The sequence below is a fragment of the Bacillus sp. G1(2015b) genome (genome assembly GCF_001482475.1).
GTDB lineage: Bacteria > Bacillota > Bacilli > Bacillales > Bacillaceae > Bacillus > Bacillus safensis.
In genome coordinates this window covers 151,328-176,429 of sequence record NZ_LKIC01000031.1, presented here as the reverse complement: position 1 = coordinate 176,429, position 25,102 = coordinate 151,328, and the positions used below count along the sequence as shown (strand labels likewise).

The window sequence follows — 25,102 nt, the reverse complement described above, 5'->3', positions numbered from 1 at the left end:
GCAGTCTTCTGTCATTAGATTATTTCGTTCTCTGATAAGCTGACAAGTATTTTCGTCATGTTTGTTTTCGTGATTCTTCCGACCACTTCAAAGCCTTTTTCCGTATCTTTTATCACAGGAAGTGCATCTATTTGCTTTTCAATCAAGTGCTTCGCCACATCCATAATGAAATCTTCTTTGCGGCAAACGGTGATGTTCGGCATTCTTGTCATAATAATATGGACAGGGATAGATGGAAGCTCCTGTTTCCCTATACTTGCGCGAAGGAGGTCTTTTCTTGATAACACGCCTGTTAAAATAGAGTGATCATCCACAACGAATAATGTGCCCACATCCTCTAAAAACATCGTACAAATCGCATCATAAACCGAAACATTCTCATGTATCACCACTGGAATGGATTGAAAGTCTTTCACTTGAAGTTTTTTCAGCTTATCTGCGAGAAGCTGCGTGCCTGTTTTTCCTGTGAAAAAGTAGCCGACCCTTGGTCTTGCTTCTAAAAAGCCTGACATTGTTAAAATGGCTAAATCCGGTCTGAGGGTCGCCCTTGTTAAGTTCAGCCGATCGGCGATATGCTCTCCAGTGATCGGACCATTCTCTTTGACAATCTGTAAAATCTGCTCTTGCCGTTTATTTAACTCGATTGTACTCACCACCTTTAAATAGAGAGAGCGAAATCTTTATTTTATGTATATCATTTTCATAACTCATCATATTATAGCGCATCTTTGTCCGAATGAAACAAAAATCCACTCAAAAACCGTGAATTAAATGAGTAAAAAACGATTGCCCTTCGGAAAAGGCAACCGTTCTTAGGTATTTATTTTACAATTAAATTGTTCATATTCGCAAATGATTGAATCACTTTGGCTAGTTTGACCATTTGTGCCAAACGATTTCGCTTCAGTTTTTCATCATCCGCGTGAACCATTGTGTGATCGAAATAATGAACGATCGGTGTTTTTAACGTATCCAGTGCCTCAAGTGCCAAGCTGTATTGTCCTGCTGCTACATGTTCCTTGACAGCTTTCTCTACTTGCTGATACGCCTCAAACAGCTTTTGCTCATGTTCATTTTCAAACAGTTCAGGCTGAACCTCTGCGTCTTCGCCTTTTTTACTGATTGAAATGACACGTCCCAATGCTTCAGCCGTTTCTTTGAAGCTTTCTTGTTTTACACTCTCTTCAAGAACAGCTGCTTTTTTGACGACTGCATATGGCTCAATATTTTCAACATCAAGCACTGCATCAACAACATCATGGCGGATATGCTCTGCTTGAAGAACATATTTTAAACGATGCGTTAAAAATTCAATTAGAGCAGCTTCATGATCTGTCTTTACTTGAGCAAGTGCTAACAGCTCTTTAAATGAAATATTCCAATGACGGTCGAGCAGGATTTGAACGATACCACTCGCTTGTCTTCTAAGTCCATAAGGATCTTGAGAACCTGTAGGGATCACATCGATTGAGAAGAATGAACAAATAGAGTCGAGCTTATCTGCTACTGCCACAATCGCACCAATCAAAGTAGACGGCGCCTCGTCTCCAGCAAAGCGCGGCATATAATGCTCGTTAATGCTTCTTGCCACTTCTTCATGTTCACCAAGAGCTCTTGCATATTTCTCACCCATGATTCCTTGTAATTCAGGGAATTCATAGACCATTTGAGTCACAAGGTCAAACTTCGAAATACTTGCTGCTCTAGCCACACGTTTTGTTGTTTCGTCATCTGCTCCGACATGCGCCGCTAGACGGGTTGCAATGTTTGTCACTCTCTTCAGCTTGTCGCCGATTGTTCCAAGTTTCTCATGGAATACCACTTTATCAAGCTTTTTAATATTGTCTTCAATCACTAGTTTTTCGTCTTCTTTATAGAAGAATGCAGCATCTGATAAACGTGCGCGAAGTACTTTTTCATTCCCTCTTGCGACATTTTCCAGCGCCTCACTGTTTCCATTTCTGACTGTAATAAAATGCGGCAATAATTCTCCTTGCTCATTTTTCACAGGGAAGTAGCGTTGATGCTCTTTCATTGTTGTCACCAATACTTCTTCCGGCAATGCAAGAAACTCCTCTTCAAAGGAACCAGACAGCACAGTTGGATATTCTACAAGATCGTTCACTTCTTCTAGAAGTTCAGGATCAACAGGAATGACCCAGCCTTTTTCTGAAGATAGCGCATTTAGCTGTTCAGTAATTAATTGTTTTCTTTTATCTGAGTCTGCAATCACAAATTGATCGCGCAAAGTTTGTTCATAAGAAGCAGGTGAGTCAATGCTCGCTGTCGTACCAAGGAAACGATGTCCTCTTGTTTCACGGCCGCTTTTCACCCCGGCAATTTCAACAGGTACAATCTCTTGTCCAAATAAACAAACAATCCATTTAATCGGACGGATATAGCGTAAATCTTCGCTTCCCCATCTCATGTTCTTTGGAAAGCTTAATGAAGCAGCGATCTCACCTAACGCTGGGAGAAGGTCTTTGACTTGCTTCCCTTCTTGAAACTTTTGGACATGGACATAATCCACTCCTTTGATCTCTTTGAAATAGAGATCATCTGTTGAAGCACCTTGGCCCCGGGCGAAGCCTTCAGCAGCTTTTGTCCAATTGCCTTCAGCATCTTGGGCAATCTTTTTAGCTGGGCCTTTTGCTTCTTCTTTGATGTCTTCTTGTTTTTCTGCAACACCTTTCACAAGTACAGCAAGACGTCTTGGTGAGTTGAATAAAGCAGTCTCTTCGAATGAAATATTTTGCGTTTCAAACCATGCTTTTACTTTCTCACCTAGCTGTTTTGTGCTTTCTGGCATGAAACGAGCCGGCATCTCTTCTAAGCCGATTTCAAGTAATACATCTTGTTTATTCATGAGAAGCCGCCTCCTCTTTTAGCATAGGGAATCCCAATTTTTCGCGTTCTTCATAATAGGTTTTGGCTACTTTTCTTGCTAACTGACGCACTCTTCCGATATAACCAGTCCGCTCAGTCACAGAAATAGCGCCCTTTGCATCGAGCAGGTTAAACGTATGAGAGCATTTGAGGACATAATCGTATGCCGGGTGAACAAGTCCTTTGTCCATTTGACTGTGTGCTTCTTTCTCATAGGTTGTAAATAGCTCGAACAGCATGTCAGTATTAGATGTTTCAAATGTATAAACAGAGTGCTCATATTCAGCCATTAAGAATAAATCTCTGACCGTAAATCCGTCTGTCCATTCAAGATCGAAGACATTTTCTTTGTCCTGGATGTAAGAAGCAAGACGTTCAATACCGTATGTGATTTCAACAGAAACAGGCTTACATTCTAATCCGCCGACTTGTTGGAAATACGTGAATTGCGTAATTTCCATCCCATCAAGCCATACTTCCCAGCCAAGTCCTGCACAGCCAAGAGATGGGTTTTCCCAGTTGTCTTCTACAAAACGAATATCATGTTTCAGCGGGTCAATGCCAAGTGCCTTCAATGATTCAAGATATAGTTCTTGAATATTGTCAGGTGATGGCTTAATGATCACTTGAAATTGATGATGCTGATACAATCTATTTGGGTTTTCTCCATATCTGCCATCAGCCGGGCGTCTTGAAGGCTCTACATATGCTACCTTCCATGGCTCTGGGCCGATGCTTCTGAGGAACGTGTATGGACTCATCGTTCCGGCACCTTTTTCTGTGTCATACGCCTGCATTAATACGCAGCCTTCATTTGACCAATGCTTTTGCAGCGTCAAAATCATGTCTTGAATATTCAATGATCGCACCTCCATCTTTTCTACACCAACCGCTATGTATGGCGGGTGGGATTAGAACCTTGTAAGAGAACACAAAAACTCCCGTCTCTATGCTCGCAAGGTTCTTTGCAAACATAGGGACGAGAGTTTTTCCCGCGGTTCCACCCTATTTGCTGGTGTCGTAGCATCCAGCCGCTTTGTTTTACGTTGCTCAAGAATGCCTTTCGTTACGCCTCCATCCTTAGCTCACACCGCCCTAAGGTCGCTTTTATGGATTTTACGTAAGTACTTCTTTCTGTCAATGCAACATATTTTATCTTAGATGATCTTACAAAAAGTCATGGGAGATGTCAACTTTTGTTTTCGTCACCCATTAGCTTTTTCATGGATTCCATTTGATTCATGAATTTTTTTGATTTTAAATAGAGGCCGGAATATTCGTCATAGTAGTGATCAAGCACTTGACGAATTTCTTGTTTCGTCTGAGGCTTCACATCAACCTGACCAAGCCTTGATAAATCAAAATAATGAAACAAACGGAGCAGCCTTGCAGCTGCGGGGGATAAGGGCAGTTTATATGGATCTTTCGAAAAACAATTTTGGCAAATGAAGCCGTTATCTCTTATCGAGAAATGGAACTGCCCTTCTTTTTGACCACAGTGAACACATTGATCAAGTTCAGGCTTCATCCCCATCACTGATAACATTTTAACCTCTACGATAAATAAAATAATATCAGCATCTGTGCCTTCGTTGAGATGACGCAGAGATTGAAGCAGAAGCTCAAACAAATAAGGGTTTGGCTTTTTTTCTTCTGTCCCTTTATCAATCAATTCCGTCATATATGCGGCATATGCGGTCAGAAATAAGTCTTCCCGAATGGCCCGCATACTTTCAATCATTTCGCCTTGCTGGAGCGTTCCAAGTCCTGTTGATGATTGGATAAGAAAGGTGCCGTATAAAAACGGCTGGCTTATGGCTGACAGGCGGCTGTTTGATTTTTTTGCGCCTCTTGCCATCACGCCAATTTTTCCATGTTCTCTAGTGAGCAGCGTGACAATTTTGTTTGTTTCGCCATAATCTGTTGTTCTAAGGACGATTCCTTCACTTTTAATGAGCATTTGTCTACACTCCGAGCGCTGGAGGGGGTCAAGAATTATAAGATTGGAAAATCAAATCGTGCTATTTCTTCTTCAAGTACATCGGGTCTTTCCAGGTTCTCCTTTTCTAACTCTTTGAAAAGCAGATACGTGTCAACGCTTCCTGTTTGTGAAAATACGTTCCATGTAAAATTCAACATAAAAACCCCACCTTTCTTTATTAGAAGCAGCAACGCTACATCCAACATATTAATTTTATCTTGACCAGGCTACCTCCATTTCATGATAAACAATTTTTACTAATCGAACCGCACCATTGTCAGATTTGCTGACAAATGCAGCGATTTTTTAATATTCGTCTTCTCTAAATCCGAAGTCACGAAGGTGAGTGGATTTATTACGCCAGTCCTTCTGAACTTTGACCCAAAGCTCTAAATACACTTTTGAGCCTAGAAGTGCTTCAATATCTCTGCGCGCTTTTTGTCCCACTTCTTTTAACAAGCTGCCTCGTTTACCAATGACGATCCCTTTTTGCGAATCACGTTCTACAACAATGGTTGCCGCGACATGGATCTTGCCATTTTCATCTGGCTTAATCGATTCAATCGCAACCGCAATACTGTGCGGAATCTCTTCTCTCGTTAAATGCAGCACTTTTTCACGAATTAATTCAGAAATAATAAACCGTTCTGGATGATCTGTTACTTGATCTGCCGGATAAAATTGAGGGCCCTCTGGAAGATAACCTTCAATCTGCTGAAGAAGCGTGTCGATATTGTTTCCTTCAAGAGCTGAAATTGGCACAATTTCCTTGAATGGATAACGTGTACGGTATTCATCAATTAAAAGAAACAGTTCATCTGGATGAATTTGGTCAATTTTATTCACGACAAGGAACACCGGTGTAGATGTTTGCTTTAGTCGTTCAATGATGAATTCATCACCTTTGCCATAGCCTTCCTGTGCGTTGATCATAAATAAGATCAGGTCGACTTCCTTCAGTGTATTTTGAGCCACCCTCATCATAAAATCACCAAGCTTATGCTTAGGTTTATGAATCCCCGGTGTATCGATAAAGATCGTTTGTGATGTGTTCGTTGTCAGGACACCTTGCACTTTGTTTCGCGTCGTTTGGGGCTTATCGCTCATGATGGCGATCTTTTGTCCAATAACACGATTAAGAAAGGTTGATTTCCCTACATTTGGTCTTCCAATAATTGATACAAATCCTGATTTGAAGCTTTCGTTAGTCATTTAAATCCTCCGGTGAAAATGCTCCTGGCAATAGTTCGTTTACTGTTGTTTCGTATATATGTCCTTTTAAGTTCGTTAGAATCACTGGCATGTCAGGTGCACATAGCTCTGAAATGACCTGTCTGCATGCGCCGCACGGCGAAACAGGACGGTCTGTATCAGCCACCACTGCTAACATTTGAAAAGATGTAATGCCTTCTGAATAGGCTTTAAAAAGTGCTGTTCTTTCCGCACAATTACACATACCATATGCTGCATTTTCAATGTTGCAGCCGCCATACACTTTTCCATCATTCGACAGTAACGCTGCACCGACTTTGAATTTAGAATAGGGTACATATGCAAAATCTCTTGCTTTGATTGCTTCTGAAATCAACTCTTGTTTGTTCATTCCTAGTTCCCACTTTCAGAAGAAATGGTACCACTGTCACATTTATATTTTACATAATTCACGTGACATTTTCACGCCCATTTCTAAAAATGTTAATAAATAGTAATATTGTTCTATTGCATGATCTTCGGTAAGAAGATGATCAACCCAATCATAACCGAAATCGCGGCGTAAACGCAAACAGCGCCTGCCGCAGCGTCCTTCGCCCTCTCTGCAAGCGGGTGTCTTTCTTCTGTCATCAGATCCACTGTATGTTCAATGGCTGTATTGACAAGTTCAAGCGCAAACATCCCCCCGCATAGAAGAAGAACGATCAACCATTCAAATGGGTCAATGCGGAACCAAAAGCCGCAGATCACCACGATGATGGCTGCGACTGTGTGAAATCGAAAATTCCGTTCATTCAAGAAAGTTCGCCATATTCCTCTAAATGCATAATAAAAACTCCGAAAAAAACGGGCGAGCGGCCTTCTTTTCTTACGATGATCTCGAAAGGCCATAATCATCCAAGATTTTTGTCTGTTTGGCGAACATTTCTTTTTCATCTTCCTCTGTCATATGATCATACCCGAGCAAATGGAGGAAGCCATGAATCGTTAAGAATCCAAGCTCTCTCATAAAGGAATGTCCATATTCCTCCGCCTGCTCTTTCGTTCGATCCACACTAATGATAATGTCACCAAGTACAGGCGGGATATCATCCGCTCCAATGATTTCAATCTCCCCTTCTCCTTCTTCCTCAAGTGCAAAGGAGATCACATCTGTTGGCGCGTCTTTTCCGCGGTATTCTTTATTGATTTGATGAATCTCTTCATTCGAAACGATCGTCACTGATACTTCCGCTTGATCCTTGACCTCAAGTTCGTCTGCAGCAAACTGAAGAAGCTTTTCCACTTCTTCAAGCTGCTCTTTTGATACTTGTCCTGTTTCATCTATTAAATCGATTAACAATGTCATTTACTTCACCTTCTGCTTCGGGGCATCTGGATATTCAATCCGAGAATGGAAAATCCCCTTTAATGTTGTACAAATCGTTTGGCTAATAATATTTAATTCTTTAAATGTCAGGTCACATTCACTAAATTGCCCGTCCTGCATTTTATCTGAAATAATGCCTTTGACAAGCTTTTCAATCCGCTCTGGATTTGGATTATGCATGGAACGAACCGCCGCTTCAACGCTGTCAGCCACAGAAATAATCGCTGCTTCTTTTGATTGCGGCTTTGGACCAGGGTAACGGAATTCTTCTTCTGTCACCTGATCATCACGCTCTTTTGCCTTATAGTAAAAGAACTTTAAAAGAGACTTTCCGTGATGCTGTTCTGCAATGTCGACAAGCTCTTCAGGAAACTTCTTTTCTCTCAGCATATCAGCGCCATCTGTCGTATGGGCAATAATAATATTTTTACTCAGCTGAGGAGAAAGCTTGTCATGTGGATTGTCAATGTTCATTTGGTTTTCGATAAAGTATTGCGGTCTTTTCGTTTTCCCAATGTCATGATAATAAGCGCCGACCCTTGCTAAAAGACCGTTTGCACCAACTGCTTCACATGCAGCATCCGCTAAATTCGCCACCATGACACTATGATGATATGTACCTGGTGTCTCGGTTAAAATCTTTTTGAGGAGCGGATGATTTGGGTTAGATAATTCAATCAGCTTCATTGTGGAAAGAATACCAAACATGCTCTCAAAAACAGGCATTAACCCAATGACCAAGATAGATGATGCAAACCCTGACACAATCGCCATCATGAGGTTCACACCGATTTCAAGCCCTGATGGTGAAGAGTTTTGGATCAGTGTAATGGATAAAACCACAAGTACATTCACCAGCGCCACCAAAAGCCCAGCCTGCAATATTTTTGATCTTGCATTATGTTTTCTTAAAAATAAAATACCCGCCATCCCGCTCATCAGATAATAAGCGCAGATCACATAGTTAAAGACGCCGGTTACTCCTTGATTAAACATCATACTGCCGCAAAGAGCAAATACAAGACCGGAGAAGATTGCTAATCGCTCATTAATGAGCAGTTTGATCAGCATCGTGCCAAGTGCCACTGGCACAACATAGCCTATCGTTGTATATTTCGTTTCCTGGAAGAGACTGAACACTTCCATAATAATTAAAATAATCGTAAAAATAAGCGAGTAGAGCAGTAATGACTTATTCTTATGGACAAGCGACTTTTTTCTCGATTCAAGGGAATGAATAATCGCTGCTAAGAACAGGCCAATTAATATGAAAAGACCACTTATAGGCTTAAATAAATTTGAGCTGTTTAATAGACCCGTGAGTTCTAATTTGCGATAAACTTCCCGGTCGATGAGCTCTCCTTCTTCAACTAAGATTTGCCCTTGCTTAATTTGCACAGGCTGAATATTGTCAGCCGCTTCCTGTCTTTTCTTCTCTGTTGCCACTGGGTCAAATACATAGTTTGGGATGATCGCAAATTCACCGATTTCTTTCGCTGCATTTAAGTATTTTGATGGAATCGAATTGTTTTCAAGCTCTGTTTTGACTTGTTTTTTCTCATCTTGTAATTTCGCTGCTGTGATTTCTTTACTCATCAGTGAATTCACCACTGTGATGATGGAATCTTTAGTAAATGAGAGATTCTCATCACTTGCCTGAAGCAGTGCTTTGATGGATTGATCCGAAACAGCTTCCTGCATATCTGTTGTGAGCTTTTCTTTGACACGCTTGACCATTTCTTGATCTGATGGCGCTTTCTCTTTATCATCAGCTGCTTTCTTCTCTTCTTTAATGGCTTCAAAGAGGGATGAGATGAGGTCTACACGATTATCAGAATACGCTTTTTTGAGCGTATATTGATCTTCTACTTGATCTGTTGCTTCTTGTTTCTTTTCTTCTGTTGCTTCTTGATCATCAACAGTTGACGGAGAATAGATGGTCTGTTCGCTCACAGAAAATAAATCTAAGTCGAGCGATTCAGGCTTAACATGGAAGAAGAGCACCACGAATAAAATGGCTGCTAAAGCAGCATACAGCAAGACATTTAAATAACGTGAGCGCTCCATTTTCTGAGGTTCTTTTTTAGACAGCAGTCTTTTGCGCTTACTGCCTTTTTGATTCTTTCTCAAGGAAAGTACCTCCTTTTTTACTTTAAACCACGATCGAAACAAAATGACCCGATGAAGACGATCGGGTCACTCAGTTCATTTTTGCTTTTCGTATGCGCCAATGATCTTCGCCACAAGCGGGTGTCTGACCACATCTGTCTGGTCTAATTCAATAAATGAGATGCCCTTGATCTCTGCAAGCATGTCCTTTGCAGCCGCAAGACCTGACTGCATGCCCTTTGGCAGATCAATCTGTGTAATATCTCCTGTAATGACCATTTTAGAACCAAAGCCAAGTCTCGTCAAAAACATTTTCATTTGGGCAGGTGTTGTATTCTGCGCTTCATCTAAAATCACAAATGCATCATCAAGCGTCCGGCCTCTCATATAGGCAAGGGGCGCTATTTCAATCACGCCGCGCTCGATTAAACGTTCCGTATGATCACTGCCAAGCACATCATGCAAGGCATCATATAGTGGTCTTAAATAAGGATCTACTTTTTCCTTTAGATCGCCTGGTAAAAAGCCAAGACTCTCTCCTGCTTCAACAGCTGGTCTTGTCAGGATAATCCGTTTCACATGTCCATTTTTCAGTGAATGTACCGCATTAACGACTGCCAAATACGTCTTCCCTGTACCAGCTGGTCCAATTCCAAAGACCAGGTCATCTTTTTTCATCGCCGCAGCATATTCCCGCTGGCCGATTGTTTTCACCCTGATCGACTTTCCTTTGGCATTTTTCGTAATTTCATCTTCATACATATTCTCAAAATAATTCAGCTTGTTTTTTTGCGCCATTTTAATGGCATAGACGACATCTCGTTCAGATATCTCGATTCCTTTACGGATGAGATGTAAAAGAGATGTGATCAAACGGCTTACTGTATCTCTTGATGCTTCCTCACCAGAAACATACACTTTTTCTCCACGCGTAATAATGGAGACGTTCAGCTCGTTTTCCATTAGTTTCAGATAAGCATCTTGATTGCCAAATAAAGCAATCGCTTCGTTTGGGCTATCCAATTTTTGTTGAATCTCAAGTAAATGTTCTGTCATTCTCTAGTCTCCCTGAACAATAGGTGTTGGTTGAACAATATCTTCTATTACTTGGTAAAGGATGATTAACTTAACTTTACCATTCCCTGTTGTCTCGTGCAAAACTTTTTCACTTTTCACCTCTCCTGTTTGACCTAGCTTCTCTTCTAATTCTTTTTTACCCATTTTAATCCCTGCTTGAACCGCTTCTTTATTTGTGTATTCTCGATTTATTTTCTCACTTTCGCGTGTGATTTCCTTTTCATAAGAGAATGGGAGCTGCATGTTTAAGAAATGAAGCGGATGAACTTCTGTTTCTGTTTTTGGCTGCTTAAAATCATCCTTTTTAAAAGAAAAGCCCCAAAATGGCAGTGAGCCTCCAAATGCGGAGAGCTTGTGCTTTGTCTTCATTTTACCCGTAAAGACGTCAAAAGATGTTCGAAGAGGGACAGAAACTTCAGAACGATACCACGTTTCACCATAGATTTTCGCTTTGGCTCCTACCGTTTTCTGCTGATCTTCGCTGCCAATGAGTCCAGAGACAAGCATCTGTCCTTTCTTTACATGTTCATCAACAGCGGCGAGCGGCTCCCCTTTTTCTACATACATTCTCGTGATGACAGCCTTTTTCTTGGCGACGATATGCTGAGGACTCGTGTATTTTTCTTTTTCGGGTTCATTTTTTTCCACAACTTTCATTTGAAAGGTTGTGCCGTTTAGTTCAACGCCGACCCATGTGATGCTTTGAATATTGGTTGTCAGGGATTTTTGAATTTTTTCAGGTGTTCCCATTAGAAACTGAAAACGTCCTTTTTGCACCCCAATGTCGTCTAAATGCTTTCTCATTTGATGTTCAGTTTCTGGATTGGCTCCTTTAATATCAATTTTCCATACCATGTTTGAAAGAGCCAATATCGTCACTAGAAAGCATACAATCCCAAGGGTAAATCCGATATTCTTCCTTGACCAAAGAAGTAGAAACGGAAAGCCCTTCTTTTGATGAAATGAACATGTCACGTCATGATGTCTGCGTACCTTTCTGAAGGCATGTACATCTGATAGGCGAATAAATAAGCGCACGCTGTCTTGACGGCGGCTCACTTGAAACATTGTGATCCCCTGCCTCGTGCACTCATTGATGAGCCGCTCAATGCCATTTCCTTTGATCTCCACTTCCACTCTGCCAATAAAATAGCCGAACCATTTATTCTTCACGCTTCTCCCCTCCGTCAGTTAAGAATCAATATAACGGACCTCATCGATTTTCCCTTCCAATAAAATCTCTTCTGGCAAAATCGTTTTAATCACAAAATCTTTCCCTGAAATAATGCATTGTCCCTGTTTGAGCATCAGCCTTACCTCTTGATCACTGAAAAGCAAAAGCCCTTTATGGTTCTCTATGTAAATGTGGAGTCTGCCAACCATCGTAATACGGGGAAGATCCATCATCACGTCTGGAGGGATTTCAAGTGTTCTTGTCAGCCATGCTTTAAGTCGATTTTTTCTTTTTCCCATTCAATAAGAACCCCTTCCCACCTCATGTGTATGAGATCAAACTGAAAGATGGTGAGACTGATGAGAAAGCCTCTATATCATCCTATTCCTCAGGGGTTCATATCATGCTAATGAATCCCGTAAAACAGCCGTTTCAGCATTTTCTTTATGAAAAATCGTTATCAGACAAAAAAAGCCCCCTTTTTTGAAGGGGGCTTTCTTCTTTATCTTTTATATGGCCGTTTCATCGTTCTGTGCGGCTTTTTCGCGCGCGGCTCTCCAAATACTTCTCCAAGGATCATTCCTTGAACAATTGTATCTTGGTTCAGTTTCTCAATGATTTTTGGCCTCACTTCAGCAGATGCAGCCTTTGGCCTTGTCAGCTCTCTTTCAAGCGATTGAAACTCTTTGTTCAACTCGTTTTTTCTTTCTTCCATTTCGGCAAGTGTAGCCGTATAGCGATCTTGTAAGGACTGAGAAGTTTTTTTCTTCATCCCGCCATGATCATGTACATCACCGAAATCGTCCAGCTGATCCGTCACGACTGGATCTGGACTTGTTTGCTTTGTTTGTTTTTGGGGCACCGTCTTACGCTGAGGAGCGGGCTTCTTTTGCTGATTCTGCTCTTCGTTCTCCTCTTGTTTGCCGATCTTCCCAAAGACGGCAGAGATGATACCGATGATAATCGCAATTAGTAGCGGATTTTCAAATAGAATGTCCAATGGGCTCCCTCCTTACAGCGTGAGAGGATGCTTATTTGTTTTCATTATCAGATGGACCTTTTGTCATTTTACCAAATGAATCTCTCATATCCGTATCAGCATCGATATTTTTAATGTTCATGTAGTCCATGACACCAATATTGCCTTCACGTAATGCTTCAGCCATTGCAAGTGGTACTTCAGCCTCTGCTTCTACAACTTTCGCGCGCATTTCTTCAACTTTCGCACGCATCTCTTGCTCTTGTGCAACAGCCATTGCGCGGCGTTCTTCTGCTTTCGCCTGTGCAATGTTTTTGTCTGCTTCTGCTTGGTCTGTTTGCAGAATCGCCCCGATGTTCTTACCGATATCCACATCTGCGATATCAATCGAGAGAATTTCAAATGCAGTACCTGAATCTAAACCTTTACCAAGAACCGTTTGAGAAATCATATCAGGATTCTCAAGAACCTTTTTATGATTATCTGATGAACCGATTGTCGAGACAATCCCTTCACCTACACGGGCAATAATTGTTTCTTCCCCTGCACCACCGACAAGTCGGTCGATGTTTGCACGAACTGTAATACGTGCTTTTGCTTTGACTTCAATCCCATCCATCGCAACACCAGAGATAAATGGTGTTTCAATGACTTTAGGGTTTACACTCATTTGAACTGCTTCTAGTACATCACGTCCTGCTAGGTCGATGGCTGCACAGCGGGCAAAGTTCAATTCGATATTCGCGCGTTGAGCTGCAATTAATGCGTTCACAACTCTGTCCACGTTACCACCTGCAAGATAGTGGCTCTCCAGCTGGTTAATCGTCACATCAAGACCTGCTTTATGTGCTTTGATGAGCGGGTTGACCACTCGGTTTGGAATGACTCGGCGCAGTCTCATTCCTACAAGTGTAAAAATGCTCACTTTTACGCCAGCCGCTAGGGCAGAAATCCACAGCATCACCGGTACAAAGGTGAAAAAGATCGAAAGAACAATCAAACCTGCTGCGATAATCACAAATAATAGTAAAGTAGATGGATCCATTTTATTCCTCCTCTAAAATCAGTATATCTATACTTTCCTCACGACAATGCGTGAGCCTTCCGCTTTCACAATTTTTACTTGTTCATCCTTATCGATAAATGCACCTTCTGACACAACATCAATGCGCTCATCTCCGAATACGATCGTACCAGATGGACGAAGTGCAGTTGCTGTCACTGCGATTTGTCCAACAAGATCTTCTCTTGTTTCATTTGAGACATAACCGCTTTCCTTATTGGTTGAATCGGTTAAAATGAACTTTTTAAAGAATTTCATACGTTTCCCCAACACCTTTGTCAATAAAATAACTGCTATGATTGAAACAGCAGTGGCAATCAAGATGGAAATCGCCATTTCTGTAAAGCTTCCAGCTGCTAAAAATAAGCTGACAACGACACAGATCAGTCCAATGACACCTACGATTCCCCCTGGCAAAAACAATTCCAGAATGATGAGTGCAATCCCTGCTAAAAACAGGAACAACGTCTCATATCCTGCAAAACCTGCCACGAGATGACCATAAAAGAATAGAAGAAGCGCTGTCACTCCCATGGTGCCCGGAACCCCAAAGCCAGGAGAATAGAGCTCAACAATTAACCCTAAACTTGCAATGGATAAAAGGATCGGAATGACAATTGGGTGCGTAAGAAAACGCGCAACCTTTTCAGCAAAGCTCACTTCATCGTATTGAACAGAAGCGTCTGTTAATTTCAGCTTCTGAAGCAAGTCATCCATATTTTTTGCTTCACCTTCTGCATACCCGAATTGAAGCGCCCGGTCTGTGTTAAAGGTGAGCAATTCCCCTTTTGGTGCACCGGCTTCTTTTGCGTCTATATCTACATCCGCCATGGCAAGAGCATACTTTGGATCACGCCCCTGCTTTTCGGCAGCATCACTCATTTCAGCAAGCCATAGAGATTCTGATTTTTGATCGGCAGCATTGCCTTCTCCATCAATGATCGCCGCAGCCCCCATCTTTCCATTCGGGGTCATATAAATTTGATCCGCATTTAGCGCGATGAAGGCCCCGGCTGAAAGCGCTCTATGATTGACAAACGCTGTCACTGGGATATCGGAAGCACGAATGGTATCTGCGATCTCAAGCGCTGCATCGACTGCACCACCCGGTGTATTGATGTCGAGAATAATATGCTTCGCCCGCTCCGCCTTTGCCTGCTCAAACGATCGTTCAATGAATTTAGAAAGTCCTTTTTCTACTGTATCTTCAATTGGGATAACATGAACTTTCTGATCTGCTGATTTCGCGGTCAATTGAACCCCTAATAACAAGCATATTATAAAACAACTGAAGAGAGCAATAGAAATTTTTATTTTTTTCATCTATTTGGTGATCCCTCCTCTCTTTCTTCCATTTTACTGTTCCTTTACATACGTTACAAATGTATCATAGGTTTCATTTTTATATGACAGAATCATGAAGGCATAAAAAAAGTACCCTTCTAACAATAGAAGGATACTTTTTTATTGAGACAGCTGCTCGCTGACAAGTCTGTTAATGACAGCTCCATCAGCTTTACCTTTTACTTTTGGCATAATAGCGCTCATGACTTTACCCATGTCAGCCTTTGAAGAAGCACCTGTTTCAGCAATCGTTTCTTTCACGATCGTTTGCAGTTCTTCTTCAGAAAGCTGTTCAGGTAAATAAACGTCTAATATGTCAATCTCTTTTTGAACTTTATCTACTAAATCTAAGCGATTAGCTTTCGAAAATTCATGGAGGGAGTCTTTACGTTGCTTAATCTCGCGGGAAAGGACGGTTAGTTCCTCATCGCCGGTCAAACTGTCTTTCTTAAGCTTAATTGCTTCATTTTGCAGCGAAGCCTTTACCATACGAATGACAACAAGCTTGTCTTTCTCACGGTTTTTCATCATAAGCTTCATATCAGAATTTAATTGCTCAAGAAGACTCATAAAATCCACCCTCTTTAGAATTTACGTTTTCTAGCAGCTTCAGACTTTTTCTTGCGCTTTACGCTAGGCTTTTCATAAAATTCACGCTTTCTTGCTTCTTGCAATGTTCCAGTTTTGGATACACTGCGTTTAAAGCGACGAAGAGCATCTTCAAGCGATTCGTTTTTTCTAACGACCGTTTTTGACATTCTCTTTCCCTCCCTCCGAATACACCAATCGACTGCATTAAAAAAAGATATACATGCAAAACATGTACCTAGACATTATAATATAAGCCTTGTGTGAGGTCAACTAAGTGATTTGGAAATATATTTTCGTCATGAGCAGGTAGACAAGTCCATATATTCATTGGTAAGAGGAGGACTTTTCTATGATGGCGATCATTTATTTTTGTGCACTTATTTTCATTTTTTTATGGTCAATGGGGTTGCTGAGAAAAGGATTAATGGCGCTTGCATCGTCTCGTATTGAGAAATCACTTCTTCTCTTTACAGATCACCCGGTCAAAGCATTCTTGGTCAGCATTGTGTTTACAGGGGTTCTACAAAGCAGTTCTGCTTTTATGGTTATCGTCATTGGCTTTGTCAGTACTGGCATTCTCTCTTTTAAAAAATCGATCCCAATGATTCTTGGAACCAATATCGGCTCCACGTTTACGACAGAATTTATCGCTATTAAAATGGATGTCTTCATGTGGGTTTTGATCATAGCCGGTCTTGTATGCATCCTTTTTGGCAGGACATCTTTTAGACATGCAGGAAAAAGTTTATTTGGGCTCGGGATGATCTTTTTTTGCATACAAGGCTTTTCAAAAATTGCAGGGATGATGACAAGCCAGCCTGAGACATTGCGTTTTCTTGAAATGATGCAGCATTCAGACTGGACAGCGCTGCTTTCGGGTACCATTTTCACAGCGATTGTTCATTCGAGCTCCGTCTGTATCGGCATTTTAATGGGATTTATGAATGAGGGAACTGTGGCACTTCAGGAAGGCATCAGCTTTGTGTTAGGTTCCAATATTGGGACATGTATTACGGCTGTGATGGCTGCGATATCTGGCGGCTACGCAGCACGTCAAACGGCTTATGCACACGTCGTGTTTAATGTGCTCGGTGTTCTTTTATGCCTCCCGTTTCTCGCCCTGATCACAGAGGTTGTCGCCCTTCTCGCAAGCTCACCCGCCCAGCAGATTGCGCATTTCAGTCTGCTGTTTAATGTGGCAAGCTCTCTCCTCTTCTTCCCATTCATACGCCCTTTTCACGCATTGATCTTGTGTCTCATGCCGAATCAGTCAAAATAAAAGAAACCGGGCTTGCCCTTTTGGCTGCCGGTTTTTTATCTATTATGAGGTCATTCTCACTTTGTCTGGCTGCACATCATCGCTGATGCGAACGAATTGTCCTTCGTTATAAGGATAACCCGCTTTCGTAATTTTCACCTTGACCAGACGTCCGATCATGTCCTCTGTCCCTTCAAAAACAACCTTCATATAGTTATCGGTATAACCAACATAAAGATTGTGGTTTCCTTCTTGTTCTTTGAAGGATTCTTCCGGAATAATTTCTAGCACATCACCTTCATATGCTGATGCATACTCTTTCGCAAGCTGGTCAGAAAGAGCGATCAAACGGTGAACACGTTCGTTTTTCACATTTTCATCCACTTGATCTTCCATTCTTGCAGCCGGCGTACCTGTACGTTTGCTGTAAGGGAAGACGTGCAGCTCAGAGAATTGATGATCTTTGACAAAATTGTACGTTTCCAAGAACTCTTCTTCTGTTTCCCCAGGGAATCCTACGATTACATCAGAGGTGACAGCAAGTCCTGGCAATGCTTTTTTCAGCTTTGTTAAACGCTCTGCAAAGAATTCCATCGTATATTTACGGCGCATTCTTTTTAGCACAGTATTTGAGCCAGATTGAAGCGGGATGTGTAAGTGTCTGACAATTTTATCTGACTGATCAAGCACTTCAATCACTTCATCTGTAATTTGACTAGCTTCAATAGATGAAATACGGATTCGTTTTAAGCCAATAACACGTTCATCTAATGCTCTCAGAAGCTTCGCAAAGTTATAATCCTTTAAGTCTTCTCCGTATCCGCCTGTGTGAATACCTGTAAGCACAATTTCTTTATAGCCTGCATCAACCAGCTGCTGAGCTTGATTGATGACTTCTTCTGGATCGCGAGAACGAAGAAGTCCGCGTGCCCAAGGAATAATGCAGAATGTACAGAAGTTGTTACAGCCTTCTTGGATTTTTAATGAAGCTCGCGTTCTGTCTGTAAAAGCAGGAACATCAAGTTCTTCAAACACACGTGCTTTCATGATATTGCCAACCCCGTTGATCGGCTGTCTTTCTCTGCGGTATTCTTCTATATAACCTAGTAATTTATGTCTGTCCTGTGTTCCAACCACAATATCAACACCAGGAATCGCCATGATTTCTGCTGGAGATGTTTGCGCATAGCAGCCGGTTACACAAATGACACCATCCGGGTTATGACGAATGGCTCTTCTAATGACTTGGCGGCTTTTCTTATCGCCTGTATTCGTGACCGTACATGTATTAATGACATATACGTCTGCTTTTGATTCATACTCTTTTCTTTCATAGCCAGCTTCTTTAAACAGCTGCCAGATCGCCTCTGTTTCATAGTGGTTGACCTTACAGCCAAGTGTATGGAACGCTACTGTTCCCATCATGATTCACCTCTTAATAACTCTGTTTGATAAGATATAGCGGAAAGCGCGTATAAAGGAGCGGTTTCCGTTCTTAAAATGCGTGGTCCGAGCCCGCAAATGACTGCACCAAGCGTTTCAAGCTCTTCAATCTCCTTTTCTGCCAAACCGCCTTCAGGGCCAAAAACCACTAGCAAGGTTTGTCCGCCTTTCATCTGTTGAAGCACAGTTTGAAAGCGGCTTTGCTCTCCTTCTTTCGATGATTCTTCGTATGCAACGACACATTTATCGAATTCACCAGCTAATTGCGTCAGCTCTTTAAACGTTGATACTGAATAAACACGCGGAATGATATTCCGGTAGGACTGCTCGGCTGCTTCTTTCGCGATTTTCTCCCAGCGCTCTCGTTTTTTATGTGACTTTTTTTGGTCTAGCTTTGTAATAGAACGAGCCGCTTGAAATGGGATAAAAGCACTTGCGCCAAGCTCTGTGCCTTTTTGGATAATGAGCTCAAGCTTATCTCCTTTTGGAAGACCGCTTGCGATCGTCACCCGAATCGGAAGTTCTCTGTCCTGATTTGTCCAGCTTTCAAGGTGACAAATCACTTCTTCCTTTGTTATTGTATCAATTTTACTGAGCGCTTCAAAGCCGTCTGTCGTTAAACAAAGGATTTCCTGCCCTGCTTTCATCCGCATGACATTGGAAAGATGATGTACATCTTCACCTTTTATGACGATGGCTCCCTTTAACGTCACTTCTTCTTTCGTGAGGTCGATAAAATATCGTTGCATACGTGTCCTGACACCTACTCGCTTTATTTTTTCGCTATAATGCTGACCCAATCTTCCATTGACAGCACTTCAACAATATCAAAACCTGCTTCTTCTAATGCTGTTTTGACTTGTAATTTCTTTTGTCCAATGATGCCTGATGTAATGAAATAGCCATCTTTCTTCAATAGGTCATAGGCTTGATCTGTAAAGCGCAAAATTACTTCTGCCAGAATGTTGGCGACAATCACATCACGCTCACCTGAAATCCCATCAAGCAAGTTGTTTTGTTTGACCGTCACTTGGTCACTTACACCATTTAGTTCGATGTTTTGCTTCGCACTTTCTACCGCAACGGTGTCGAGATCAAAGGCTTGAATGTCCTTTGCACCAAGCATTGCTGCTGCCACACTTAAAATCCCAGAGCCTGTTCCAACATCAATCACCGTATTGTTTTCCTTTACATAGCGCTCAAGCGCCTGAATGCAAAGGACGGTTGTGGGATGCGTACCTGTTCCAAATGCCATTCCAGGGTCCATTTCAATAATCAGTTCATCAGAATGAACCGGTGTATATTCTTCCCACGTTGGAACGATGGTGAATTTTTCAGAAATTTTCACAGGATGATAGTATTTCTTCCATGCGGTAGCCCATTCTTCTTCATTTACTTCACAAATTGACAGTGTATTGCGTCCAAGGTCAATATCGTATAGAAGAAGATTGTTGATGGCTTCTTTGATCTCATCTACCGTTTCCATCAAAAAGCTGTTCATTGGAAGATAGGCTTTGACAATGACGCCTTCATCCGGATAGTCATTCGGATCGAGCTGGTAGATCTCACCGTATACATTTTCACGTTCCTTGACTAAATCAAGCGGGTCCTCAATCACGACACCACTTGCACCTGCTTCATGCAAAATATTGGTGATCGGTTCCACCGCTTCATTTGTTGTATGGACGCTAATTTCTGACCACTTCAATACTACCAACTCCTTATCCGTCTTACTCGCCTTTAAATGCGCGTTTTACCTTATCGAAAAAGCTCATTTCTTGTTCGTCCGGTTTATTTCCGCTCACTTCAGCAAATTTTCTAATGATATCTTTTTGATTGTCTGTTAAATTTGTCGGTGTGACGACACGTACAACGATATGCTGATCGCCTTGGCCGTAGCCGCGTACATTTTTCACACCTTTTCCTTTAAGTCTAAACTTCGTGCCAGTTTGAGTGCCAGCAGGAACTTTTAATTTTACTTTTCCGTGTAATGTCGGCACTTCAATTTCGTCACCTAATGCAGCTTGGGCAAAGGTGAGCGGCATCTCGCAGTAAATGTCATCTCCATCACGTTCGAAGAATTCATGCGCACGCACATGGAATACAACGAATAGATCGCCTGGAGGTCCTCCATTTACACCTGGTTCACCTTGACCAGATACTCTGAGCTGCTGACCATCATCAACACCTGCAGGGATCGTCACGTTAATTTTCTTACGCTTACGCACTTTGCCAGATCCGCCGCATGTTGAACATTTATGATCAATTTGTTTCCCTGTTCCGCTACAGTAGTTACATACTCTGCGGTTGACCACTTTACCAAATGGGGTTGACTGTTCAACATTTAATTGACCCGATCCTCCGCAATGTGAACAAGTTTTCGCCTGCGTACCAGGCTTTGCACCTGATCCATGACATGTTTCACAAGATTCTTCACGAGGGATTTCAATCGTTGCTTCTTTTCCAAATGCCGCTTCTTCGAATGAAAGCGTCATTGTATATTGCAGGTCCGCTCCTTGGCGCGGTGCATTTGGATCTCTTCTTCTCGCTCCGCCGCCAAAAATACTAGAGAAGATGTCATCAAAGCCGCCGAAGCCGCCAAAGTCTCCTCCTCCACCAAAACCGCCGCCGCCAAAGCCTTGGTTTGGATCGGTATGACCGAACTGGTCATAATGCGAACGTTTTTGATCATCAGAAAGGGTTTCATAGGCTTCTTTTACTTCTTTGAATTTCTCATCTGAGCCAGCTTCTTTATTAATATCAGGGTGATACTTTTTTGAAAGCTTGCGGTATGCCTTTTTGATTTCGTCCTTTGAGGCGCTCTTACTTACGCCAAGCACTTCATAGTAATCACGCTTACTCATCTCTTCACACTCCCGATTTTCTCACATAAATACGATTGTATCATTTTGATTTAACTTTTTTCAATTCCTTTCATCGTTGAAAAGAAAAAAAGTCAAAGCCAAGAGATCCTGACTTTGACTTTCTGACGAGTACGTTTCAGCAGTCTTTTTCAAAAGTAAAGGTGATTATTTTTTCTCTTGATCGTCGTTTACTTCTTCGTATTCTGCATCCACTACATTGTCATCTGCTTTTTGAGCACCTTCAGCGCCTTCTTGCTGAGCTTGTGCTTGTTTTGCAGCTTCTTCATAGAGCTTTGTCGTTAATTCTTGAACGATTGTTTGCAGCTCATCTTTTTTCGCTTTGATGTCTTCAAACTCGCCTTTTTCGATCGCAGCTTTTAGTGCATCTTTCGCGTCGTTTGCTTTTTTCACTTGCTCTTCATCGATTTTGCCTTCTAGATCTTTTAATGTTTTTTCAGTTGTAAACACTAATTGATCTGCTTCGTTGCGCACTTCGATTTCTTCTTTTTTCTTCGCATCTGCTTCAGCATTTTCTTCTGCTTCTTTGACCATTTTTTCGATCTCATCATCAGAAAGACCTGAAGAAGATTTGATTGTGATGTTTTGCTCTTTGCCTGTACCCATATCTTTCGCACGTACGTTGACAATACCGTTTTTATCGATATCAAATGATACTTCAATTTGTGGTACGCCGCGTGGTGCTGGCGGGATATCAGTCAATTGGAAGCGGCCTAATGTTTTGTTATCTGCAGCCATTGGGCGCTCACCTTGCAAGACATGGATATCTACAGCTGTTTGGTTGTCAGCAGCCGTTGAGAATACTTGAGATTTACTTGTTGGAATTGTTGTATTACGTTCAATCAGCTTCGTGAACACGCCGCCCATTGTTTCAATTCCTAAAGAAAGTGGTGTTACGTCAAGAAGAACAACGTCTTTGACATCTCCTGTGATAACTCCACCTTGAATCGCTGCACCAAGTGCAACAACTTCATCAGGGTTTACACCTTTATGAGGCTCTTTGCCTGTTTCTTTTTTGATTGCTTCTTGTACTGCAGGAATACGAGTTGATCCACCTACAAGGATGACTTTATCAATCTCGCTAGCAGATAAACCAGCATCTTTCAGTGATTGACGTACTGGTGTCATTGTACGCTCTACAAGATCTGCAGAAAGCTCTTCGAATTTAGCACGCGTTAACGTTAATTCAAGGTGAAGAGGTCCTGCTTCTCCAGCTGTGATAAATGGCAGTGAAATTTGTGTAGAAGATACACCTGAAAGATCTTTTTTCGCTTTTTCAGCAGCATCTTTTAAACGCTGAAGCGCCATTTTATCTTTAGAAAGATCAATGCCATTTTCTTTTTTGAATTCTGCCACTAGGTGATCAATGATGACTTGGTCAAAATCGTCTCCACCTAGACGGTTGTCCCCAGCAGTTGAGCGCACTTCAAAGACGCCGTCTCCAAGTTCAAGAACTGACACGTCAAATGTACCGCCGCCAAGGTCGTATACAAGGATCGTTTGATCTTCATCTGTTTTATCTAAACCATACGCAAGTGCAGCTGCTGTTGGTTCGTTGATGATACGTTCTACTTCAAGACCTGCAATTTTACCAGCATCTTTTGTTGCTTGACGTTCTGCATCGTTGAAGTAAGCAGGAACTGTGATAACAGCTTTTGTTACTTCTTCACCAAGATAGCTTTCAGCGTAAGATTTAAGGTGTTGAAGAATGATTGCAGAGATTTCCTGCGGTGTATAGTTCTTGCCTTCAACTTCTACTTTATAATCTGTACCCATATGTCTTTTAACAGACATGATCGTGTTTGGGTTTGTAATTGATTGACGTTTTGCTACTTCACCCACTTGGCGCTCTCCGTTTTTAAAAGCGACAACAGATGGTGTTGTACGTGCTCCTTCAGCGTTTGCAATGACTTTTGGCTCGCCGCCTTCAAGTACTGCAACACATGAGTTTGTTGTTCCTAAGTCAATCCCAATGATTTTACTCATATTCGATGACCTCCCATTATGTAGTTATTGATTTACTTTTACCATTGATGGACGAATAACTCGATCTTTGAGTTTATAGCCCTTTTGCAATTCTTCTACAACGATATTTGAATCGTAGTTTTCATCTTCAACTTGCATGACGGCTTGATGAAGGTTTGGATCGAACTCTTTGCCGACAGCTTCAATTGGTTCAACGCCTTCATTTTTCAACGCTTCTACCAGCTGGCGGTAAACCATTTGCATTCCTTCTAACAAACTTTTCGTCTGCTCATTGTCTGGATCAATTCCAAGCGCTCTTTCAAAGTTATCAAGAGCTGGGAGAAGATCACTGACAACATGTTGAGAACGATATTTTTGCACGGTCTCCACTTCAGTTCGAGCACGGCGTTTATAGTTTTCAAAATCTGCTTGAACACGCAGAATTTTGTTTTCTTTTTCATCTAGAAGCTGTTGCAATTCATCGATTTTTTCTTGGAAGGCAGACTGTTCATCATGTGTTACTTCCTCATTATCTGCTTGAACTGCTTCTTCTTGTGCTTCAACCTCTGCTTCTTGCTCAGGTGTCTGTTTTTCTTCTGACATTGTGTTCACCTCCCTCAAAAGATTCAAAAATACGAAGGGGCTATGCCCCTATCTTTTATCACCCTACTCATCATACAAATTGGAAAGTGCGTTTGACAAGTCTTTTGATACATGATGCAAGAGACTGACAACCCTGCCATAATCCATACGGGTTGGACCGATGACAGCAATGGAACCGAGTGATTTTTGATCAATCGAATAAGTGGCTGTGATTAAGCTGCAATTCTCCATCGCTTCCAAATTGTTTTCTGAACCGATTTTAATGGTGATTCCTTGCTGATTTGGATGAAACAGCTGCATGACATCATTCTTTTGCTCAATAAGCATCATGAGTGAACGAATGCGGTCAATGTCATGAAACTCCGGCTGATTCAACATATTAATCTTCCCGCCAAAGAAAAGTTTTGATTCATTTTGAGTCGATGTAAATGTATTGCCGAGCGCATCTAAAATATGATCATAATCTTTTAAATGCGTGCGAAGAAGCATCACAACTTCTTTATACATTCTGTCCTTCAGCTGATCCATCGGGACTCCGGCTAGGCGGCTGTTTAAAATATTCATCAGCTTCTCAATATCGGAGACATCGAGATGCTCAGAGAAGGTAATGGTTTTGTTTTCAACATGTCCGCTGTCTGTAATCATGATTGCCACTGCTTTGTTCGGCTGAACAGGGACAAGCTGAATTTGCTTTAATCGATTTTCACTTAGCTTTGGACCAAGCACAATCGATGTATAGTTTGTGAGATCTGATAAAATTTCCGCCGATTTTTGAACTGTTTTTTCCAGCTCAAAAATTTTCTCCTGAAAGGCCGATTGGATGAGCACAAGCTCTTTAGACGACAGTTTTCGCGGAGAGAGCAAATGATCTACATAATAACGATATCCTTTTTCGGAAGGAATTCTTCCTGATGAAGAATGGGTCTTTTCAATAAAACCAAGTTCCTCCAAATCAGCCATTTCGTTTCTAATCGTCGCAGAGCTGAATGTAATGTCTTCTTTTTTAGAAAGAGTCCTTGATCCAACTGGCTGCGCCGAACGAATAAAGTCATTAATGATGACTTGCAGAATCAAAAGCTGACGATTTGTTAACATCATCATCACCCCTGTTAGCACTCTCTTTCAACGAGTGCTAATTGTATAAACAAAATTACCAAACTCAAATT

26 protein-coding genes and 1 other annotated feature are annotated in these 25,102 nt (G+C 41.6%); of the genes, 1 reads left to right on the top strand and 25 read right to left on the bottom strand.

Going from position 1 to position 25,102, the window contains the following annotated elements; all coding sequences use genetic code 11:
- Nucleotides 1-14: 14 nt before the first annotated feature.
- The 18 genes from AMR95_RS18280 to rpsU all read right to left on the bottom strand — a co-directional run bounded on the left by AMR95_RS18280 (nt 15) and on the right by rpsU (nt 15,952).
- On the bottom strand, nt 15-653 hold the full coding sequence (locus AMR95_RS18280) for a helix-turn-helix transcriptional regulator (protein ID WP_039180035.1): 639 nt from the start codon (nt 651-653) through the stop codon (nt 15-17).
- Between the two features lie 167 nt (nt 654-820).
- On the bottom strand, nt 821-2,866 hold the full coding sequence (glyS, locus tag AMR95_RS18275; RefSeq protein WP_058839066.1) for a glycine--tRNA ligase subunit beta: 2,046 nt from the start codon (nt 2,864-2,866) through the stop codon (nt 821-823).
- Nucleotides 2,859-3,746: a glycine--tRNA ligase subunit alpha gene (gene glyQ, locus AMR95_RS18270; RefSeq protein WP_012010611.1), complete on the bottom strand. Its 888-nt coding sequence runs from the start codon at nt 3,744-3,746 to the stop codon at nt 2,859-2,861. Before glyQ ends, glyS begins: the two co-directional genes overlap by 8 nt.
- 112 nt (nt 3,747-3,858) lie before the next feature.
- Nucleotides 3,859-4,036 (bottom strand) — a binding site (T-box leader).
- A gap of 39 nt (nt 4,037-4,075) precedes the next feature.
- Entirely contained in the window at nt 4,076-4,846 is a 771-nt protein-coding gene (gene recO, locus AMR95_RS18265) for a DNA repair protein RecO (protein ID WP_047202320.1), read from the bottom strand.
- 35 nt (nt 4,847-4,881) lie between these two features.
- Complete coding sequence (locus tag AMR95_RS19065) at nt 4,882-5,025, bottom strand: YqzL family protein (protein WP_003217288.1); 144 nt, start codon at nt 5,023-5,025, stop codon at nt 4,882-4,884.
- Between the two features lie 148 nt (nt 5,026-5,173).
- Nucleotides 5,174-6,079 carry a GTPase Era gene (gene era / locus AMR95_RS18260; RefSeq protein WP_007501305.1) on the bottom strand — a complete coding sequence of 302 codons (906 nt, stop codon included), beginning with the start codon at nt 6,077-6,079 and terminating at the stop codon, nt 5,174-5,176.
- Complete coding sequence (locus AMR95_RS18255; protein ID WP_008356263.1) at nt 6,072-6,470, bottom strand: cytidine deaminase; 399 nt, start codon at nt 6,468-6,470, stop codon at nt 6,072-6,074. The genes era and AMR95_RS18255 overlap by 8 nt, the downstream gene beginning before the upstream one ends.
- A gap of 113 nt (nt 6,471-6,583) precedes the next feature.
- Nucleotides 6,584-6,970, bottom strand: a complete 387-nt coding sequence (locus tag AMR95_RS18250) for a diacylglycerol kinase family protein (RefSeq protein WP_024423020.1) — start codon at nt 6,968-6,970, stop codon at nt 6,584-6,586.
- Complete coding sequence (gene ybeY, locus AMR95_RS18245) at nt 6,948-7,427, bottom strand: rRNA maturation RNase YbeY (RefSeq protein ID WP_024423021.1); 480 nt, start codon at nt 7,425-7,427, stop codon at nt 6,948-6,950. Before ybeY ends, AMR95_RS18250 begins: the two co-directional genes overlap by 23 nt.
- The gene (locus AMR95_RS18240; RefSeq protein ID WP_391509964.1) at nt 7,428-9,539 is read right to left on the bottom strand and encodes an HD family phosphohydrolase; all 2,112 of its coding nucleotides are present in this window, start codon (nt 9,537-9,539) and stop codon (nt 7,428-7,430) included. It lies immediately after the preceding gene.
- Nucleotides 9,540-9,653: 114 nt separating this feature from the next.
- Nucleotides 9,654-10,613 carry a PhoH family protein gene (locus AMR95_RS18235; protein ID WP_024423023.1) on the bottom strand — a complete coding sequence of 320 codons (960 nt, stop codon included), beginning with the start codon at nt 10,611-10,613 and terminating at the stop codon, nt 9,654-9,656.
- A gap of 3 nt (nt 10,614-10,616) precedes the next feature.
- On the bottom strand, nt 10,617-11,807 hold the full coding sequence (yqfD, locus tag AMR95_RS18230; RefSeq protein ID WP_058839064.1) for a sporulation protein YqfD: 1,191 nt from the start codon (nt 11,805-11,807) through the stop codon (nt 10,617-10,619).
- A gap of 18 nt (nt 11,808-11,825) precedes the next feature.
- Entirely contained in the window at nt 11,826-12,107 is a 282-nt protein-coding gene (yqfC, locus tag AMR95_RS18225; protein ID WP_012010618.1) for a sporulation protein YqfC, read from the bottom strand.
- Between the two features lie 203 nt (nt 12,108-12,310).
- Nucleotides 12,311-12,808: a hypothetical protein gene (locus tag AMR95_RS18220; RefSeq protein WP_058839063.1), complete on the bottom strand. Its 498-nt coding sequence runs from the start codon at nt 12,806-12,808 to the stop codon at nt 12,311-12,313.
- A 31-nt stretch (nt 12,809-12,839) separates the two neighbouring features.
- Entirely contained in the window at nt 12,840-13,832 is a 993-nt protein-coding gene (floA, locus tag AMR95_RS18215; protein ID WP_024423026.1) for a flotillin-like protein FloA, read from the bottom strand.
- 27 nt (nt 13,833-13,859) lie between these two features.
- Nucleotides 13,860-15,173 (bottom strand): NfeD family protein, encoded by a 1,314-nt coding sequence (locus AMR95_RS18210; RefSeq protein WP_058839062.1) that lies wholly within the window; start codon nt 15,171-15,173, stop codon nt 13,860-13,862.
- A gap of 141 nt (nt 15,174-15,314) precedes the next feature.
- The gene (locus AMR95_RS18205; RefSeq protein WP_041086254.1) at nt 15,315-15,764 is read right to left on the bottom strand and encodes a GatB/YqeY domain-containing protein; all 450 of its coding nucleotides are present in this window, start codon (nt 15,762-15,764) and stop codon (nt 15,315-15,317) included.
- Between the two features lie 14 nt (nt 15,765-15,778).
- The gene (rpsU, locus tag AMR95_RS18200) at nt 15,779-15,952 is read right to left on the bottom strand and encodes a 30S ribosomal protein S21 (protein ID WP_003152957.1); all 174 of its coding nucleotides are present in this window, start codon (nt 15,950-15,952) and stop codon (nt 15,779-15,781) included.
- 182 nt (nt 15,953-16,134) lie between these two features.
- Between rpsU and AMR95_RS18195 the strand changes: the two genes are divergently transcribed.
- Entirely contained in the window at nt 16,135-17,064 is a 930-nt protein-coding gene (locus AMR95_RS18195) for a Na/Pi symporter (protein WP_041106927.1), read from the top strand.
- Nucleotides 17,065-17,106: 42 nt separating this feature from the next.
- Here the strand turns inward: AMR95_RS18195 and mtaB are convergent, their stop codons facing one another.
- The 7 genes from mtaB to hrcA all read right to left on the bottom strand — a co-directional run bounded on the left by mtaB (nt 17,107) and on the right by hrcA (nt 25,031).
- Entirely contained in the window at nt 17,107-18,465 is a 1,359-nt protein-coding gene (gene mtaB, locus AMR95_RS18190; RefSeq protein ID WP_058839061.1) for a tRNA (N(6)-L-threonylcarbamoyladenosine(37)-C(2))-methylthiotransferase MtaB, read from the bottom strand.
- Complete coding sequence (locus tag AMR95_RS18185) at nt 18,465-19,235, bottom strand: 16S rRNA (uracil(1498)-N(3))-methyltransferase (protein ID WP_024427953.1); 771 nt, start codon at nt 19,233-19,235, stop codon at nt 18,465-18,467. Before AMR95_RS18185 ends, mtaB begins: the two co-directional genes overlap by 1 nt.
- Before the next feature lie 23 nt (nt 19,236-19,258).
- Nucleotides 19,259-20,194, bottom strand: a complete 936-nt coding sequence (gene prmA / locus AMR95_RS18180; protein ID WP_058839060.1) for a 50S ribosomal protein L11 methyltransferase — start codon at nt 20,192-20,194, stop codon at nt 19,259-19,261.
- Nucleotides 20,195-20,216: 22 nt separating this feature from the next.
- Nucleotides 20,217-21,350, bottom strand: coding sequence for a molecular chaperone DnaJ (gene dnaJ, locus AMR95_RS18175; RefSeq protein ID WP_024427952.1), 1,134 nt, complete (start codon nt 21,348-21,350; stop codon nt 20,217-20,219).
- Between the two features lie 165 nt (nt 21,351-21,515).
- Entirely contained in the window at nt 21,516-23,354 is a 1,839-nt protein-coding gene (dnaK, locus tag AMR95_RS18170) for a molecular chaperone DnaK (protein ID WP_047201915.1), read from the bottom strand.
- Between the two features lie 24 nt (nt 23,355-23,378).
- Nucleotides 23,379-23,936: a nucleotide exchange factor GrpE gene (gene grpE / locus AMR95_RS18165; RefSeq protein ID WP_058839059.1), complete on the bottom strand. Its 558-nt coding sequence runs from the start codon at nt 23,934-23,936 to the stop codon at nt 23,379-23,381.
- 63 nt (nt 23,937-23,999) lie between these two features.
- Nucleotides 24,000-25,031, bottom strand: a complete 1,032-nt coding sequence (gene hrcA / locus AMR95_RS18160; protein ID WP_003217350.1) for a heat-inducible transcriptional repressor HrcA — start codon at nt 25,029-25,031, stop codon at nt 24,000-24,002.
- Nucleotides 25,032-25,102 lie beyond the last annotated feature (71 nt).

What these genes read in the sequence shown, in the direction of transcription:
- ybeY (WP_024423021.1), bottom strand. Translation starts at nt 7,427, where the DNA reads ATGACATTGTTAATCGATTTAATAGATGAAACAGGACAAGTATCAAAA.
- AMR95_RS18250 (WP_024423020.1), bottom strand. Translation starts at nt 6,970, where the DNA reads ATGGCCTTTCGAGATCATCGTAAGAAAAGAAGGCCGCTCGCCCGTTTT.
- AMR95_RS18235 (WP_024423023.1), bottom strand. Translation starts at nt 10,613, where the DNA reads ATGACAGAACATTTACTTGAGATTCAACAAAAATTGGATAGCCCAAAC.
- AMR95_RS18210 (WP_058839062.1), bottom strand. Translation starts at nt 15,173, where the DNA reads ATGAAAAAAATAAAAATTTCTATTGCTCTCTTCAGTTGTTTTATAATA.
- rpsU (WP_003152957.1), bottom strand. Translation starts at nt 15,952, where the DNA reads ATGTCAAAAACGGTCGTTAGAAAAAACGAATCGCTTGAAGATGCTCTT.
- dnaJ (WP_024427952.1), bottom strand. Translation starts at nt 21,350, where the DNA reads ATGAGTAAGCGTGATTACTATGAAGTGCTTGGCGTAAGTAAGAGCGCC.
- era (WP_007501305.1), bottom strand. Translation starts at nt 6,079, where the DNA reads ATGACTAACGAAAGCTTCAAATCAGGATTTGTATCAATTATTGGAAGA.
- grpE (WP_058839059.1), bottom strand. Translation starts at nt 23,936, where the DNA reads ATGTCAGAAGAAAAACAGACACCTGAGCAAGAAGCAGAGGTTGAAGCA.
- dnaK (WP_047201915.1), bottom strand. Translation starts at nt 23,354, where the DNA reads ATGAGTAAAATCATTGGGATTGACTTAGGAACAACAAACTCATGTGTT.
- recO (WP_047202320.1), bottom strand. Translation starts at nt 4,846, where the DNA reads ATGCTCATTAAAAGTGAAGGAATCGTCCTTAGAACAACAGATTATGGC.
- glyS (WP_058839066.1), bottom strand. Translation starts at nt 2,866, where the DNA reads ATGAATAAACAAGATGTATTACTTGAAATCGGCTTAGAAGAGATGCCG.
- AMR95_RS19065 (WP_003217288.1), bottom strand. Translation starts at nt 5,025, where the DNA reads ATGTTGAATTTTACATGGAACGTATTTTCACAAACAGGAAGCGTTGAC.
- mtaB (WP_058839061.1), bottom strand. Translation starts at nt 18,465, where the DNA reads ATGGGAACAGTAGCGTTCCATACACTTGGCTGTAAGGTCAACCACTAT.
- hrcA (WP_003217350.1), bottom strand. Translation starts at nt 25,031, where the DNA reads ATGTTAACAAATCGTCAGCTTTTGATTCTGCAAGTCATCATTAATGAC.
- AMR95_RS18255 (WP_008356263.1), bottom strand. Translation starts at nt 6,470, where the DNA reads ATGAACAAACAAGAGTTGATTTCAGAAGCAATCAAAGCAAGAGATTTT.
- AMR95_RS18205 (WP_041086254.1), bottom strand. Translation starts at nt 15,764, where the DNA reads ATGAGTCTTCTTGAGCAATTAAATTCTGATATGAAGCTTATGATGAAA.
- AMR95_RS18185 (WP_024427953.1), bottom strand. Translation starts at nt 19,235, where the DNA reads ATGCAACGATATTTTATCGACCTCACGAAAGAAGAAGTGACGTTAAAG.
- yqfC (WP_012010618.1), bottom strand. Translation starts at nt 12,107, where the DNA reads ATGGGAAAAAGAAAAAATCGACTTAAAGCATGGCTGACAAGAACACTT.
- floA (WP_024423026.1), bottom strand. Translation starts at nt 13,832, where the DNA reads ATGGATCCATCTACTTTACTATTATTTGTGATTATCGCAGCAGGTTTG.
- AMR95_RS18195 (WP_041106927.1), top strand. Translation starts at nt 16,135, where the DNA reads ATGATGGCGATCATTTATTTTTGTGCACTTATTTTCATTTTTTTATGG.